This window comes from Halobacteriovorax sp. RT-1-1 (assembly GCF_047085455.1).
Lineage (GTDB): Bacteria > Bdellovibrionota > Bacteriovoracia > Bacteriovoracales > Bacteriovoracaceae > Halobacteriovorax_A.
Genome location: NZ_JBKIXZ010000002.1, coordinates 1,028,390 through 1,045,127 on the forward strand (window position 1 = coordinate 1,028,390; position 16,738 = coordinate 1,045,127).

General features: G+C 36.2%; 16 protein-coding genes. 8 read left to right on the forward strand and 8 right to left on the reverse strand.

Annotated features, from left to right (window positions below; genetic code table 11):
* Positions 1-17 precede the first annotated feature (17 nt).
* Entirely contained in the window at positions 18-1,409 is a 1,392-nt protein-coding gene (locus ACMAWV_RS15315) for a M16 family metallopeptidase (RefSeq protein WP_103219068.1), read from the forward strand.
* 19 nt (positions 1,410-1,428) lie between these two features.
* Complete coding sequence (locus ACMAWV_RS15320) at positions 1,429-2,808, forward strand: M16 family metallopeptidase (RefSeq protein WP_412470066.1); 1,380 nt, start codon at positions 1,429-1,431, stop codon at positions 2,806-2,808.
* Here ACMAWV_RS15320 and ACMAWV_RS15325 read toward each other — a convergent pair whose 3' ends face one another.
* Positions 2,809-3,750, reverse strand: coding sequence for a hypothetical protein (locus ACMAWV_RS15325; protein ID WP_412470065.1), 942 nt, complete (start codon positions 3,748-3,750; stop codon positions 2,809-2,811).
* Positions 3,751-3,884: 134 nt separating this feature from the next.
* Here ACMAWV_RS15325 and ACMAWV_RS15330 point away from each other — a divergent pair, with 134 nt between their 5' ends.
* Positions 3,885-4,487 carry a hypothetical protein gene (locus tag ACMAWV_RS15330; RefSeq protein WP_412470064.1) on the forward strand — a complete coding sequence of 201 codons (603 nt, stop codon included), beginning with the start codon at positions 3,885-3,887 and terminating at the stop codon, positions 4,485-4,487.
* Positions 4,488-4,502: 15 nt separating this feature from the next.
* Here ACMAWV_RS15330 and ACMAWV_RS15335 read toward each other — a convergent pair whose 3' ends face one another.
* The 3 genes from ACMAWV_RS15335 to ACMAWV_RS15345 are packed head-to-tail and all read right to left on the reverse strand — an operon-like array spanning position 4,503 to position 6,661.
* Positions 4,503-4,841: a bactofilin family protein gene (locus tag ACMAWV_RS15335; RefSeq protein WP_103219064.1), complete on the reverse strand. Its 339-nt coding sequence runs from the start codon at positions 4,839-4,841 to the stop codon at positions 4,503-4,505.
* 9 nt (positions 4,842-4,850) lie between these two features.
* Positions 4,851-5,588, reverse strand: a complete 738-nt coding sequence (locus ACMAWV_RS15340) for a hypothetical protein (protein ID WP_103219063.1) — start codon at positions 5,586-5,588, stop codon at positions 4,851-4,853.
* 11 nt (positions 5,589-5,599) lie between these two features.
* Positions 5,600-6,661: a L,D-transpeptidase family protein gene (locus ACMAWV_RS15345; RefSeq protein ID WP_103219062.1), complete on the reverse strand. Its 1,062-nt coding sequence runs from the start codon at positions 6,659-6,661 to the stop codon at positions 5,600-5,602.
* A gap of 226 nt (positions 6,662-6,887) precedes the next feature.
* Between ACMAWV_RS15345 and ACMAWV_RS15350 the strand changes: the two genes are divergently transcribed.
* The 4 genes from ACMAWV_RS15350 (at position 6,888) to ACMAWV_RS15365 (ending at position 11,571) form a co-directional block, all read left to right on the forward strand.
* Complete coding sequence (locus tag ACMAWV_RS15350; RefSeq protein ID WP_412470063.1) at positions 6,888-8,534, forward strand: hypothetical protein; 1,647 nt, start codon at positions 6,888-6,890, stop codon at positions 8,532-8,534.
* Between the two features lie 8 nt (positions 8,535-8,542).
* Positions 8,543-9,505, forward strand: coding sequence for a GGDEF domain-containing protein (locus tag ACMAWV_RS15355; RefSeq protein WP_103219060.1), 963 nt, complete (start codon positions 8,543-8,545; stop codon positions 9,503-9,505).
* Positions 9,506-9,507: 2 nt separating this feature from the next.
* Positions 9,508-10,587, forward strand: a complete 1,080-nt coding sequence (locus ACMAWV_RS15360; RefSeq protein ID WP_103219059.1) for a metallophosphoesterase — start codon at positions 9,508-9,510, stop codon at positions 10,585-10,587.
* Between the two features lie 375 nt (positions 10,588-10,962).
* A complete protein-coding gene (locus tag ACMAWV_RS15365) occupies positions 10,963-11,571 on the forward strand; it encodes a sterol desaturase family protein (protein ID WP_103219058.1) in 609 nt (202 codons plus the stop codon).
* A gap of 1 nt (position 11,572) precedes the next feature.
* On the opposite strand, the gene ACMAWV_RS15370 is transcribed toward ACMAWV_RS15365, so the two are convergent.
* From ACMAWV_RS15370 to spt, 3 genes are read right to left on the reverse strand one after another with little or no spacing between them, the layout of a single operon-like run.
* Positions 11,573-12,547: an NAD-dependent epimerase/dehydratase family protein gene (locus ACMAWV_RS15370; protein WP_103219057.1), complete on the reverse strand. Its 975-nt coding sequence runs from the start codon at positions 12,545-12,547 to the stop codon at positions 11,573-11,575.
* Positions 12,547-13,674 (reverse strand): N-acetyltransferase, encoded by a 1,128-nt coding sequence (locus tag ACMAWV_RS15375; protein WP_103219056.1) that lies wholly within the window; start codon positions 13,672-13,674, stop codon positions 12,547-12,549. The genes ACMAWV_RS15370 and ACMAWV_RS15375 overlap by 1 nt, the downstream gene beginning before the upstream one ends.
* Before the next feature lie 24 nt (positions 13,675-13,698).
* Positions 13,699-14,907, reverse strand: a complete 1,209-nt coding sequence (gene spt, locus ACMAWV_RS15380; RefSeq protein WP_103219055.1) for a serine palmitoyltransferase — start codon at positions 14,905-14,907, stop codon at positions 13,699-13,701.
* Between the two features lie 137 nt (positions 14,908-15,044).
* Here spt and ACMAWV_RS15385 point away from each other — a divergent pair, with 137 nt between their 5' ends.
* Positions 15,045-15,983, forward strand: coding sequence for a hypothetical protein (locus ACMAWV_RS15385; protein WP_412470062.1), 939 nt, complete (start codon positions 15,045-15,047; stop codon positions 15,981-15,983).
* Here the strand turns inward: ACMAWV_RS15385 and ACMAWV_RS15390 are convergent.
* Positions 15,949-16,680 carry a PilZ domain-containing protein gene (locus ACMAWV_RS15390; RefSeq protein WP_103219053.1) on the reverse strand — a complete coding sequence of 244 codons (732 nt, stop codon included), beginning with the start codon at positions 16,678-16,680 and terminating at the stop codon, positions 15,949-15,951. The genes ACMAWV_RS15385 and ACMAWV_RS15390 overlap by 35 nt on opposite strands.
* Positions 16,681-16,738 lie beyond the last annotated feature (58 nt).

Here is a 16,738-nt window from a genome sequence, read left to right on the forward strand (position 1 = left end):
CTTTTATTGGAGATTTGATGTTTAAAGCAATTAATTTATTTGTCTTTACAGCCGCAGCTCTTATTCTAAATTCATCGTGTTCATCTACAAATGAAAATCAACATTCTAATAAGGACCTAAGCCTAGGTTCATTAGAACTAAATATTGATGTTCAGAAACACACTTTAGAAAATGGCCTACGCTTACTACTTGTTCGTGATTCGAAATTACCGATTGCCTCGATCTATACTTTTTATGATGTAGGTGGACGCTATGAGAGAAAGGGGACAACTGGAGCGACACACTTTCTAGAGCACATGATGTTTAAGAAAACGAAGAACTATCCAGCAGAATACTTCTCTGACTATATCGAAACTTATGGGGGTAATTCTAACGCTTATACAACATTTGATAATACTGTTTACTACGAGAATATCGCAGCTCAGACAGTTGAGAAAATGATTGAACTTGAAGCGGAGAGAATGGCAAATCTCATGCTTGAAGAAGTTCCTTTTGAAAAGGAAAGACAAGTTGTTCTTGAAGAAAGAAAGATGCGTTATGAGAATAGACCAAGTGGTAAGATTCACCTCGCTATGATGAAGGCCATGTTTAATGGAACTCCTTATGGAGGGTCTGTCATAGGGGACGCAAAGGATGTTAAAGAGTTAGATCGCAAACAAATGCTTGAGTTCTATCATGACTTTTATGCTCCAAATAACGCCATTATGGTGATCGTTGGTGATATTAATCCTTCGGCAATTCTTTCAAAGGTTCAAGATACTATTGGTAAAATTCCAATGAATAAGACTCTTGATACAAAGAAGGCAAAGCTTGATGATGCTGGTAGATATAAAAGAGAAGGTAAGCTTCCATATGTAAGAAGTCTAAAAGGACAGTCGAAAAACCCAATGTTTAGACTTGCATTCCCTTCTGTTTCAGTTACTCACGAAGACACTTACGCTCTCGATTTTCTTTCAGATATTCTGGGAACAGGTACAAGCTCTTACTTAGTAAAGAACTATGTTGTTTCGAAAAACCCAAGACTCTCTAAGGTTTACTCATACAACTACAACCTAAAAAATGGTGGTATTTTTGTTATTGGAGGAGAGTTACTTCCGAAGAAAGGTATCAAGGACACTCGTCGTAAACTTCTAAAGTCTTTAAAGGATTCATGTGAAAAGGCCATTACTCCAAGAGCAGTTCAAAAGACTAAGAATATGCTTCTTAAACAATACTATGAAGCAATTTCGACTAATGATGGCCTAGCTAGTTTCCTAGGTTCTTCTGAATTCTTTAATGGAGACTATAGAGAATATAAGAAACAGCTTAAGAGTTATAGTGAGATGAATGTTGATCAAGTTCGTGATGTTTGTCGTCGCTATATTTCTGGAAACGATTATGTTTTCTTATCAATTTGGGATCGTAACTAGGATGAAGGGATTAGTAGCTATGAATAAAATTTTAAAATCAATAATCATTGCATCGACTTTCATGAGTGTTAATGCCAATGAACTAGTCGATAAAATTGAAAAATTTAAATGGGAAAATATCGATGTCACTTATATTCAAGATGATAAATTCCCTACTTATAATGTAACGATATTCTTTGCTGATGGTGCAATTAAAGATGGCCGTACTAAAGGTGTAACTAAGATGATGTTTGATCTACTTGAGAGTGGAACAAATCGTTTTAGCCTTAATGAAATTGCAGATAACCTAGAATTCTATGGGGTTTCAACTTCTTCAAATGTAACTCACGAATTCTCAAGCTATTCATATAATGGACTTGCTAAAGACATTATTCCTACTACAAAGAAAATTTGTCATATCTTTAGAGATGCAGTTTACCCTGCTCAAGAACTATCTAAAGCTAAGAAATCTCTTACTGCCCAAAGACAGAATCTTGTTTCAGATCATGGTGAATTAGCTTCTACAGCATTTCGTACTATAAGCTTAAAGGGGACTCCATACGTATCAGATGTAAGGGGAAGACTTGCAGATATTAAGAGAATTAAAAGAAGCTATCTTCAAAGTCGTCTGAAATATTTTAGAGATGATGTTAAAAAGAAAGTTTATATCACTGGTCCACGCTCAATCCTAAAGATTAAAAATATTGTTACTAATGAATGTGGTTTTGATTCTAAAGCAAGCTTTGTTAGAAATTTAGATACTGAAGTAAAAGAGATCAAGAAGTTCAATCCAGAAAAGCCACTTATTCACTTTGTTGAAGTTCCAAAAGCGAACCAAGCGCAAGTTAGAGCTGGAATTTACATGGCCAAGAAAGAAGATCCAGGCTTTGAGAATTTAGAGTTTATGTCTCAATACTTAGGTGGTGGTTTCACTTCAATTCTTGTAAAGGAACTTAGAACAAAAAGAGGATTAACTTATTCTGCATGGGCAACAGCTGGTATGCAAAAAGACTATGGCCGCTCAATTCTTTCAACTTTTACAAAAGAAGAAACTGTTAATCAGATGGTTCAAGAAGTAATCAAAATTCTAAAGGACAATTCTCAGGCAGAGAATATTTCGATGGAAGAAATTGAAAAGGTAAGAAAGGCCGTAAAAGGTGGATTTGCTTTTCAATTTCAAAAGCCATCAAGCTTTATGAGACAGTTAGTAAGCCTTGATAATTCTCAAGTGGATATTAAGCGTTTTCTAGAGTACACGAACTCAGTTGATAAAATCACGCAAGAGGATGTTGCAAAGACTATTTACTCAGCATTTCCTTATGACAAGGTTCAAATAGTTGTTCTTGGTGATAAGAAGATGATGAATGCCCTAAAGAAGATTGCAAAGATCAAAGTTTATTCTTACAAAAACTTTTTATAATTAATAATCTGGAACAACCAGAATATGGGTAGGGCCTGAGAGGCCTTGCCCAATTATCCTTACAAGAGAATAATCACTAATATCAATTTCCACTAAGTGATTAAATGAATAATCTGAAACAATAATATTACCACTTTGTAGCTGGGCAACACCTCTAGGATTTGTAAGGTAAGTCGTATTGCTATAACTTGCTCCAGTTGCTGTTAAAGAGCTATCATATTCGATCACTTGATCAGTTGCACCACTCCAAATACCCACAATATCACCATTATCAAGCTCTATAGCAAAGTAGCCATCAGTTGCACCTGCTGGCCCTGCGACACTATTTTGTTGAACACCATCTTCATCATAAGTTCTTATTTGATCAGAGCCACGTGAGCTAATAATGAAGCCACCATCACTTAGTGATGCCATGCCTTGTCCTGTATTGATGATATTTGCAATAGGAAAGCCTGAAGTCTCTCTTTGATGTCCATCTCCAAGTGGAGTAAATAACTCGAGGGCGTTGGATTCAAGAACTGCGATATTTCCATTTGCTAGCTCTGTTACACCTCTTAATGCACCATTTAGTCCCGTGTGCACAATGACATCAGAAACCTTGCCTGTGTAGGCATTTATACCAAGTACGCGGTCATTGCCATCAGTAGTAAAAAGAAGTTGATTTGTCTCACTCGACCAACCAAGGGCCATCAAAAGAACACTGTTGCCAGTTGCTTGATAGATCGTTCTTTTAAAAAACCCATTACTATCAAGTTGAACGATAGAGTCAGAAGTATAATTCATGACAATGATATCTCCAGGTTCAAGATAATTGCCACTTGGTGCAGGTAAGGGTTCCGCCTTGATAACAGATTCTACTTCCTTACATGAGGCCATACCAAAGAGTAAGCTCATAAAAAGTGTTAAGGATAAGATACATGTATTTAGCTTTGTCTTTTTCATGCCTAAAGAATCGGGCCATAGTTAAAATAAAGTTAATTGGGTAATTAAATAGATAAAATTGAGAAAAAACTTCCACTTATCTTGATTCAGGAAAATTTATTTTCTTTTTGTTACAATAGCTTAGAGGTGGTTAATTGAGCTTAGCTAAATATTTAAAACTATTCACTTTATTATTTCTCTGTCTTCAGGTAAATGCCGATATATCTTATTTAAGGTTTGATGGTGTTTTTGGAATTGGGACAAATGATAAAATGGACCAATATGATACGGCAACTACAGGTATTGGCTATAATTTGTCCTATGGGGTAAGAAATCGTGTTACTGGAATCGAGGCATTCTATACAAGAATTGATTTAAGCGGCGACATTAAACATGGTGGTGTTGATAGAGTGGCAGTTCAATCGCTTGCCATCTATGGACTTGAGTTTCATTTTTATCCAATTCAGAGACTTGCTGTAAAATTAGGGTATGCCCTTGTTTCATTTAATGATTTTATTGAAGGAAATTCTGATGGAAATATCTTTGCTGGAGCGGCCAATACTTATGGCCTTAGAAGAGATACAACACTAGGTGGATTAAGAATTGGTATTGGTTATGATTTTTTTCGTATAACCAGAAAAATTAATTTTCATACAAGCTATGTTTACCAAGAAAATGGTAATGGACATGAAAATCTAATTTCATTAGGTCTTGTTTTTAAATTTGAACGTGGAATTATCGATCGGCTTATACGCTAACTAGTAAAATCACTTCTATGATTCTAAAGTATGCCCTTGCATATTAACCTTTGCTCCTGGAGCAATATTAATATTCTTAGCGACAATCTGTCCCTTAACAGTTCCTGTAGGGAAGACCTTAACTTTTCCTTGAGCAGTTATGTCTCCATTTACTACACCATAGATATTTAAGTCCCCACAGCGAATACGCCCTTGGACATTTCCTTGTGGCTCAATTGTTAGTTGATGCTTTTCATCAATTTGAATATCGCCTTCGATAGTCGAGCAAATATGAGAAGGGCCATTTAATACAATATCACCCTTAATAACTGAGCCAATTCCAACGAATGTAAAATTTTGATCTCTTAAATCCATAGTAAGGCCCTACTTAATTTCTTCTCTAAATAATTGCTGATGAACAATATCGCCAAGACGGTTGAAAATAAAAATCTTAAACATAACTGTTTTATTCTTAGGCATATCAAACTTAGCTGTTACAGGACGAAAGCGTGATGTTGCAAATGATTCACCCTTTGTGTAGTTAAGTGAGAAATTTCTAATTGAGTCACCGCCCTCAGGGTAGTGGAAGTAGTTATTCCCATCGAATAAGAAAATATGGATATAACCAGAAACCCTATTATTATCTTTTGTGATATTGATAATATTAAAGTTAAGTTCCGCTTTATCATCTTTCTTAGTTACTTTTAAGTCTTCGATATTAATGCTGGCCGGACTCGTTAGGTCTTTTTGACCTTTTACTGGAGCAATAATATTAAGTGAACTTGCACTAACTGCACTAATCGTTTCATTGGCAAGTCGATTTGTTAGGTCAAGGTTCAGAGTTGTTAACTCAGTATTCTTTTGTGCCAGAGTCGAGTTCTCATCTCTTAGATTTTTTATAATTAATGGCTCTTTGGCCTTGATAAGCTTTTCAATATTCTTCGTGTAGAAGTATGAGCCAGCTAAGGCAAATATAGAAAATACAGTAAGAACAACTGGTACATAAATGATTGCTTTATACTCGCGAGGAGAAAGCTGTAAGTATCTTGGTACTTTATTATTTTCATAAAGAATGAAAGACAAATTATTCTTTGCCTTTGAACTACTTGATGGTGTGGACATCCCGTTCCCTTTTAATTTTCGCTATACGGTCTCGTTAAAGTGAGATTCAGTGTGAAAATTTGTTTTGGGTCTTGCGAAGTAAAGAACCTCTGTGAAGGTTCAAAACTTAAGTGCTCCCTCTCGTTTGTAATATCCATTGGAATACGCTGCCATCTCTCCGCGACAATCTTCCACTTATAATAAGGGTCACGCTTTAAATAGAGCGTTTTCTTTCCAATATCGTTAATTGTATTACTAGTGTAGTCTTGCTTGAACGTTACGACAACATAGTCATCAGCTTTTAATACAGTTAAATCTTTTAACTGAATTGAAGGAGTCCCTGGGTTTGCAAATACGGCCTTCTTATACTGTGCAAATGAATTGTAACGTCCACGAGTTGGATCGATAAAATCTGTGCGTGAGTAGAAGCTTAAGTAGTCATTGATATTCTCTGTTGACCAAGCTGTTAGCCAACCATTTACAGTATCAAGGACTTCATTCTTTTCTTTTTCCCAAGTTTCCTTGTTAAAGAATTTTAAGTTATGAACAACGACAATATTTGTCTTATTAATTTCAATAAATTTTGAAATATCAATTAGGTTTACATTGTGAGCAACAAGGCAACCTTTTGAGTCTAGGCCTTTGTCAATTCTTGGCTCGTTGTCTGTTGAGTGTAGCCAAATTCCGCCACCTGTTTTTCCTAGCGCTTTATCAATTGGGTTAGGGTAGTTAAGAACAAATGCTCCAACCCCATATTGAGCTCCAAGCTCACCATGCTTTCTAATTAAATCTTTATGTTCAATGAATTGCTCAAAATGATAAACACCTTCTGGTGTTCTACGATCACCTTGAAATGATTTATTTCCAACTTTCTGACCTGTGGCCATTTGATATGTCTTAATTAAACGTGGCAGGCCATTATTATTTTCATATAGGTAGATTGTATGAGTCGACTTTTCTGCAACGATCACATGATGAGCGAAGTAATCATTTAATAAAAGTAGACTCGATGGAAAAAATTCTTGAGCAAAGCTACTTACTGAAAAAAAAGTAGATGTAAAAATAGTCGATAAAAATAATAGTTTTTTAATCATGAAAAGCCTTTATATTTGATAACTACCTAATATTGTAGAACATTTTTTAATCACTTCTCAAGTCTTTATGCCTCAAAAAGTAAAATAACTTTCGATAAAATAACTTTATGCGTTGTAAGTACTCAACTTTTTTCGAAAAAAGGCGAAAAGTAGATGGTAAGGATTTAAGAAAAGGCCATATTTAAATAAATTTCATACGTTTTGCATGGCCGCGATGGGGAAAATTATGTCAGCAGAAAAGAAGCAACAGGAAGAATTACTCGCTGAAAGTGAGAAAATTCAAAATGCGGTTGATGAAGTTCTTGGAAGCGATACTGATAGTAGCAGTGACGCACAAGAGAAGACTTCTCTAACTCTTGTTGATACTAATATTGACTTCTCTCAGCTAAATAATGAAGACAGCTCCCCACTGGATGAAGGTATTGAGCTAGATTTTGATGATGTCAGTGCCATCGATCTTTGTGGTGATGATGATATCGTAGAAAATGCTCCAGTAAATGCAGATTCTCCAACTGATCTTGATATGGATTTTTCATCTAGTATTACCATCAACCTTACTCAAGAAGGGGATACTATTCCAAATGCTTCTCTAGATGCAGCTCGTGAAGATGACTTGGATCTGGATAATAACCCGATTATTGTTGAAGATAAGCTAGAACAAGTCGATGAAGAAATTGATGCCGTAGAGGCCAGTGCTGAATCTGAAATAGAAACAGCTGATGACTTTTCAGTAAACCTTGAAGAAGATTCAGGTGATATTTTAGATGAGGACCTTGATGATCTTGAGATGTCACTAGGTGAAGATTTAGATGATGAATTAGATTCACTTGGTAACCTTGATAATTTAGGTGAACTCGATGATATGGGAGATCTAGATGACTTTGATAGTCTTGATGCAGATCTCGATTCCGAGCTTGATGATCTCGACGCCGATATTGATATGTCGCTAGACGATGATCTTGATCAATTTGATGATGAAACAACTAATGAAGTGGAACTTCCTTCTGTTGGCCAAGAAGATACAATGGCCCAACTTGATGGAATGGTTGATGCAAATCACCAGCAGTATAATTCTCCAGATGAGACCTTAACTGTAACGGCAGTTTCACCAACTGAAGAAACTGGCAATATTGATCTTGGGGGATTTGATTCGGTTGAAACTCCTGCTGCTTCTGAGCACCATGATTTCGTTGCATCGGCACCGGCCGCTCCAGCATCGAATCACGTTAGTGCAAATATTAACTTTCACCCTGGGCACATTTTAAGCTCCCTAAGTGAAGAGCAGCTACTTGATTTAAGAGTAACTGTTACAGAGTTAAAAGAAGATCGTATTAAACTTTTAACTGAACTAAATGAATTAAAAACAATGATTGAGCTTCTTAAGAGAGATTCGTTAAGCTTAAGAACAGAAGTTGATGAAAAAAATATTGAGCTTTCGATTGCTAAAAAGCGACATGCAATTGAAGTTGAGGAAACGAAATCACTTCTTGATAAATACAAGCATGGGCTAGAGCTTAGTGAAGCTAAGAATAAGGCCATGAGAGAAGAGATGGCCGAAATTGGGACACGCTTAAAAATCGATCATACAAGTGTTAGAGCACGTGAACAAGAGCTAGAAAGTCAATTAGAACTTATGGCCATCGATAGTGATAATAAAATAAAAGCAAGAGATGAGAAGATTTTAGAGCTTAAGCGAAAAATTGATACTCTTGAATTTAATATGGAAAACGTTGCAATTAATGAGAGGCAAGCAAAGAAGGAAAGAGTTTTAGCTGAGCAAAAACTTGAACGCCTTATTAGTAATCTAAGAGGCTCTTTGAATGTAGTTGCTGATACATTAGAATTAGATGATGAACTAGAACTGGATGATTAAAAATTAGTATGTTGGAAAAACAGTATAAAGCACTTTTAGAATTTATTTGTCAAAATGTTGAAGAGCATAATTTCAATATCGTATTGAAGTCTTTTCGCGATTTCATTAAGACAGAGTTTGATTCAAAAACGCCACTCGTTTTTGCGACGTTAGATAATGAATCCTCAAATCCAATCATTAGAGATTTCTATAATAATAAAGTTATTGAAGAGTATCCAAGTAAGGTCTATCAAGAACTAATGGGTGCATTAAAGACACAAAAGCTTCATCTTGAAATAGAAGGTGATAAGTATCGCTTTGTCGAGGTCGGCTTCAATGGAAGTCAAAGTCTATATCTTGTATTGAATGGAGAGTTTCCTTCAGATATCTTTAGACAATTAGAAAACTATATTCAATCGAAGTTTAGAAGTCTTTTACAAGTAAAAGAACTTCAAAGACTACAGGCCCTTGCTCACGTTGATGATGTAACAGGTCTTTATAATCAAAGAAAATTTAAAAGTGATATTGATGCTGCTATTAGAGAATATGATGCACTAGAACGTTCATTCTCTCTTATCTTCATCGATATTGATTACTTTAAAAGTATCAACGATGGCCATGGCCATTTGATTGGAACAAGCTTACTTCAGCAGGTCGCAGAAACAATTCGTTCTACTGTAAGAGAGGATGATCTTTGTTATCGTTATGGGGGAGATGAGTTTGTCGTTCTTGCTCCATACTCTTCGTTAGAAGATGCTAAGATGATCGGACAAAGAATTCTTAGTCGAGTTAAGTCTACTGTTTATAAAATAGAGGCAGAGCTTGAAATCAATACTCATGAGGATGAAGATGTCCAATTGAGTGTCTCAATTGGTGTTGCCAATTACCCAACTAACGCTTCAGGACGTAATGAAATTATCGGAATGGCCGATAGAATGATGTATGAAGCAAAAAAGTCTGGACGTGGCAAGGTCTGTGTTGCAGACTCATAAATATGAAGTATCTAATCTTATCTGATCTCCATTTAGGCAAAGGTAGTTACCTGCAAAACGGTGAATTTAATATCTTAGAAGATTTCTTTGAAGACAATCGCTTCTATGAATTTTGCGACTACTTTTCAACGAATGAATATTATTCGAAACCTGTAACAATCATCATGAATGGAGATATCTTAAATCTCATTCAAATCGATTCAGATGGTGTTTTCACTCATGTCGTCGATGAGGCAATGACTATTAAACAGATTGAGGATATCGCTAAAGGACACCCTCGTTTTTTTGCAGGTCTTAAAAAGTTTTTAAGAGCGCCACATAAGCGTGTTGTCTATGTTGTAGGAAATCACGATGTTGGTATGCTTTTTAAAGGTGCACAAGAGAAGTTTTCAAAAATCTGTGGTGATAATATTATCTTTACTGAAACTTTTTTAGAAAATGGCCTACACGTTGAACATGGGCATCGATTTGAAGCTGTAAACACTGTACCAAAGGCAAAACAATTTATTCGCGGACCTGGTGGCAAGGATATATTGAACTTTCCGTGGGGTTCTCTTTTTTGCATTAACGTTCTACCAAAGCTTAAAAAAGAGCGTCCTTATATTGATAAAGTAAGGCCTATGTCTTCATATGTTAAATGGTGTCTTTTTAATGATACAAGATTCTTTTGGCGCCTATTTATCACGTGTATTAACTATGTCATTAAGACTCACTCGAATTATTACACACGACAGAACTCGAATTTCAAAACAAACTTAAAAATTCTTCAACAGATCACAATTTATCCACGCTATGAGCGCATGGCCAGAAGGATTCTTGATCGCGATAGCTCGATTCATACTGTTGTTATGGGGCATACCCATTTACAAGAGTGGAGGCGATTCCCAGAAGGTCGTTATTATTTCAACACTGGAACTTGGAATAATATCCCATCGATTGATGCTGGAAAGCACCAAGATACGCTAAGTCTTACTTATTGTAGTGTAAATGTACATCCAGAGAGTAATTCACTAGTTAATGCGTCCATGAATCAGTGGATGGGCCAATGGAAACCATATATTGAAGAAATTAGAACGAGTTAAATGATTATTAAGATTGATTGAGATGATTTTGAAAAAAAACGACGTTCCTAAAAAGTCCTTTCCCGAAACGCCGAAGTGTCTTTAATTTTTTGTCTCTGCTTATTAATAAGTTTATTCGATTTTACAGAAACCACAAGAGATTTTTTCTTACAGTAGCTCGCAGCAAAAATTAACTTAGTCCATTATTCTATCTCCCTTGTAGTAGGGTATTTACACACTCTATAAAATATGTTTTTCTACTTTCTGACATCACAAAAATTTATTACTTTTGAATTCACGTTCATATGGGTTAAAGCTGGACATTTTAGGTCGCTAAAAGCTGACTTGAGCGAGTTTTTTTGGTAGAAATAGAGGATATTTAATCAGGTAGAAGTTGTGAAAAAGTACGAATCAATTAGAATATTTAAAAATCCAATTCTTGAGTCATTTACCCATGTTCATCCAATTGTGCCACTAGTGCTTTGGGCGCCATTTATTGGTTTTCTAATTTATCGTTCATATTTTGAACTTGGTTACACTCATCTACAAATGATTCTATGTGCAGTTAGTGGTTTAATTATTTGGACTCTTACAGAATATCTACTTCATCGTTTTGTTTTCCATTTAAAGCCTATTGGGCCACTTTCAGAGCGATTTGTGTTCTTGTTTCATGGGCTACATCATGATGACCCTAATGATCCGACAAGGCTTGTTATGCCGCCTGTGCCAGCGATCTTGATCATGGGGCTGATTTGGCTATTCTTTTCACTTTTTATTCCAGCTTTTTATATGCCAGGTTTTATGGCCTTCTTCACAATAGGCTATCTTTGCTATGACTATATTCACTATGCAACTCATCACTTTAAAATGAGTGGAAAGGTGGGGCGCTACTTAAAGAAATTTCATCTTCAGCATCACTTTAGACATGAGAAAGCTAAGTACGGTGTAAGCTCACCATTATGGGATTATGTTTTTAGAACTGTGACAGGACCTAAGGAAGACTAAGTTAGAGCCATTTACGCTCTTTGTAGTCCTTCGCTGTCATCTCAATTGTGTCCTTTAAATTATAATTAGGGACAAAACCAAGTGCCTTAATCTTTGAGTTACTGCAAAGCCAAGCATCTTGCTCCAATTCATTGATCTTATCTCCAGTAAGAGGTAGGTGAATTGGAAGAGTGTAGATAATTCCCGCAACTATTCTTAGTAGCCAAATTGGTAATGCCATAAACATAACCTTTTGAACTCCTAGAGCGTTCGAAATTTCATTGATTAATTCTTCAAAAGTTACTTCATCTACGGAAGTTACAAAATAAGTTTCTTGTTTTGTTTGCTCTTGAGATGCACAAAGAATGATTGCATCGACTAGGTCAAAAACATTAACGACACTATATTTCTTCGTTCTAAAGTTAAGTCCTGGGCCTGTAACAATACGCCCCTTAACCATTTTGAAAACATCTAAAACGGCACTGTCACGTGGACCTATCACCATTGGAGGTCGGATTATTGTGGTATTCCAACTCTCTGGAGAAAGTTCTCTGACTGCAATCTCTGCAGCAAGCTTTGAGTGACCATAGGCCGAAACAGGTAAGCATTCGATGCTTTCATCAACTAATTGCGATGAAGGACCGGCCGCAGCTTGTGAAGAAATTAGCATAAAATGAATATTTTCAAATTTTACTTTTAAGCGATTTATTAAATTCTCTGTGGCAATGTGATTTGTCTTTGCAAAAGTAAGAGAGTGTTTTGCTGAAACAATTCCCGCAGTATGGATAACGCAATCTAAGTCTTTTGGTAGGTCGCTTACCCATGATTTGATTGAGGCCTCTTCAAGGCTACCTTGGATATATTCGCCAGGTAAGTTTAAAGACTGAGCCTTTTGAGGATTTCTCACAAGAGCAAACACCTCATGTCCTTGTTGATTTAATTTGTCACAAAGATGTGAGCCGACAAAACCAGTTGCACCAGTAACTAAGACTTTCATTATAACTCTTTTTGAAAAATTCGATATGTTCGGTAAGGAACAGCATTCATGCGAATGAGTGGTTTATTCATATTGATATTATCTTCTAGAATCCAGCTCATCTCTACATTCTTATATTTTTTATACTGTTTAATATTCTCATGGCATCTGTAATAAAGAATTGATTCAAGTCCATACAGACGATACTTCTTTTTCACACCCATCGTAATAACTCGAACACCATCTATAAGCTTTGGTGCACGAAGAACTTGAAAAATACCTTTTGGAAATAGCTTTCCATCTGGAATTTTATGTAGGACTTGATTGAAGTCTGGAAGGGCCACGATGAAACCGGCTTCTTCACCATTAACCATGGCAAAGAGAATTAGTTTTTCGTCAGCAACAGTTTTAAGGTCTGCTGCCATGGCGTAGAACTCATCCTTTGTCATTGGAACAAAGCCCCAGTTCTGCTCCCAAGCATCATTGTAGATGCTATACATAAGATCAATTTCTTTCGCCCAATTTTTCTTAGAAACTGTACGATAAGTAATATTGGCCTTGTCTTCCGCTCTTAAGGCAATCTTTCTGATTACTTCCGGCATCTCGAAATCCGCCTTCATATGGTAGGCCAGGAGATCTTTTGCTTTCGTAAAACCAAGCTCATTTAAGTATTGATGATAGTATTCATAATTGTACATCATCATGAGAACTGGAATTTCATTATGACCTTTAATCAGTGTTCCACATTCATAATTTGTTGATGGATTAAATGGCCCAATAAATCGCTCAAGGCCAAGTGATTTTCCCCATTCCATTGCACAATTGAAAAGAGACTTAAAGACTTCGATATCATCGATGGCCTCAAAGAATCCCCAGTGAGCTTCTTGTGTGCTATGGAACTGGTTATAGTTGTGATTGTTGATGGCCATGATTCGGCCCACATCTTTTCCATCTTTAATTGCAATGTAAAAGGCACTTTGCGCTGTTTGATAAAAAGGATGTTTTTGATTAAAAAGTTTATTGAGTTCCATGCGTAGTTGTGGAACCCAATACTTGTCTTCTTTATAAATATTAAATTGGACGTCAATAAATCTTTTACGGGCCTTTTTATCGTTTAAGATATCAACTTTTTCGATATAAATGGCCATAGACTTATCTCCTTAAAAATATAATTAGTGTCCCATTGTCGAAGGGATATCAAACTCTTTCTTTGCTCTTGCAAAAACTTCTAGAACTTTTGTTAGCTCACTCTTGTTGTGAGTGGCCATGTAACTTGTTCTGATTAATGCTTCACCCTTAGGAACTGCCGGTGGTACAACTGGAGTTGCAAAGACACCATTTTCACCTAGAAATTTAGTTACAAGCATTGATTTAACATCATCACCAATAAAGATTGGAATAATAGGAGTTTGAGAGTTGTATGTATAGAAACCGATTTCCTGGAAACCATTTCTCATGAATTTAACATTGTCCCATAGGCGATCGTGAATTGTATCGTCAGAGTTAATAACGTCAATACATGCAGAAACAGTTGCTACAGCAGATGGTGCCATTGAAGCAGAGAACATGAAAGATCTTGCTAGGTGTTTTACATAGTTGATTGTTTCAGCATCACCTGAAAGAACTCCACCAATTGAAGCAAATGACTTTGAGAATGTTCCCATGTTTAAGTGAACCTTATCAGTTACACCAAAGTGGTTCATTGTCCCAGCGCCTTTTTCTCCCATAACACCGATACCGTGAGCATCGTCGACGTAAATATAAGCACCATACTTTTCAGCAAGTCTAACCATCTCTGGTAGGTTTGCAATATCACCAGTCATTGAGAAAACACCATCTGCAACGATGATTACTTTTTGGAAGCGATCAATATTTGCTTCAAGTTGCTCTTCTAAAGACTCCATATCGTTGTGGCGATACTTAAATGTCGTTCCCATTGCTAGGCGAGAGGCATCGATAATTGAAGCATGATTTTCTGAATCAAAGAGCATACAGTCTCTTGGGCCACAGATAGCAGAAAGAGCACCAAGATTTGTTTGCATACCAGTTGAGAAGATAAGAGCTTTTTCGTGTCCTAGGTAACGCGCTAGCTTTTCTTCAAGTTCTTCGTGAATTGTTAGGTTACCGTTTAAGAAACGAGATCCTGTACAACCAGTTCCATATTTTTCAATGGCCTTAATGGCCGCTTCTTTTACGTGAGGGTGATGTGTTAGGCCTAGGTAGTTATTTGAACCGATCATGATTTGATCTTTTCCATCAATCTTTACTATCGTTCCTTCTGAGTCACCAATTTGGCGGAAAAAAGGATAAAGATCTTTAGATTTTAGCATTGCTGCCATGTCCATCAAGCGGTCAGCTGCGCTAGAAAATTTTAGTGCCATATTTCACATCTCATTCGAATTGTATTAATAATAGAGGTAAGCTTGAATTTAGCTAGATTGAGTTGACAAGTCAACAAATTATACGCACAGTGACAGCGCCTATGGTACTTAAATTATTCACTTTTAAAACATGCATCATGTTTATTATCTTAACTGTTTTTGCTTCGTGTCAGCAGCAGAATATTCAAGATGAAAAAACACAAATTGAAGTTTCTGATTGGAAACCTCCTTGTGATTTAAATACTTTTTGTGATCGAAAAGAAATCCTAAGCTCTCTAAATGGGCCTATTGAATACCGAAGTTCACTTGTAAGTATTTTAAATCGTTCAAAGAAAGAGTTCAAAAGGTATCACGTTCATTATGGAGATGATATCTACTATATTTGTGGCAAACTTATTTCTGTTGGCGGCTGCTCTCATCTTTCACTTGAAGAAGGGGAGATGAGCACAGTTCAAGTCGAAATGTACTTAGCGGCAATGGCCAATTGCCATCACTATAAGTGCTATGATTATTTCCAAAATCTTAGAGGAAAATTTTTAAAATTAGTTAATGCTACAAATTCTGACAAGGCCAAAAAGTCTTTCTATCTCATGGCCATCAAGCTTCCTAGGCCTTGGTTTGAGAAATCGGGAGACTTGAGAATGTTTATCCACTTACTTGAAAAAGATCAAGGCAGCATTGCTTACAAAGATCTTGGTGCCTTGATAAGTGCCATTCCGAATCATGAAGATCTCAAGGATTTTGTTGCAAAAAACTTCTTTAAAATTGATTCACATAAAACTGGAATATCTGTTTATCTGGCCCGCTACCTCGAGGCCTGGCACGATAGAAATTATAAGCGCTTTCTCACTGAGGGCATTAAGCAAGAAGATATTAATGCCTTCATTCTTAGTATGCCAATCGGGTGCCCTAAGCTTGAAACAATTCTTGCTTTCAAGGATTACTTTTCTAAAGGTAATGAGAGGGTATTAAAAGATATTCTCAAACAAATTGAGTTAGATACTTACTTCAAAGAATTGAATTTAAAAGAAAATAAAAGCTCTAAGTGCCTTTCTTCATTGCCGCCTGCTTCCTAAGCTCTTCTCCGCGGGCCTCTGAATTAATTGAAAGCACAAGATCTTCTTCGACTTCTTTGTCCATATTCATAAAGGCGATACCAATACCCATTGGTGTTTCTTCATTATTTTCAATTGGCCAAGTTGCTGCAATTTTTACTTGTGGAATTTCAAATCGTTTCGACGCAAGTCTTACTGTCGCATTATCAAAAATTGATTCTTTCTTGAATTTATCAGCGAAGTCTTTTGGGCAGTTAAAGCTAATTCCACCGGCCGAGATATCGTTGCAATCAAAGACATCTTCTTCGATTTTAATCTGAATAGGGATGTAAGCATTTGCATGCAAGCGGTAGTTAGATCGTTGCTGACTCTTATAGACGGGACGATCAACTTTAAGCTTATAAACTTCTTCTGCCGCAATGAAGCTTAGGTATGAACTCGAAAATAAAATAACTGATTTAAACTTAATTTTTAGAAGAACTTCATTGTCCTTGTTTTTTGAACCTGCCAATTTCGCAATTAGGCTTGCGTCAAAGTCTAGAGTGAATTCGAGTTCACTTTCATCAAAAGATTTAATTTTGAAGCTTTCGACTTTGTCTTTTTCTTGTCCTTTGCGCCAGATTTCAATGATTAATCCATCGCTTAGGGCCCTTTTTAAAAAACTTATCTTCTCTTCAAAGGGAATTTCTGAGAAATAAAATTTCTTATTCGCATCCATCAAGTTCTCACTTTAATAATCTCTAAATTAATTTAAGTGTTTAATATTAAATATATTC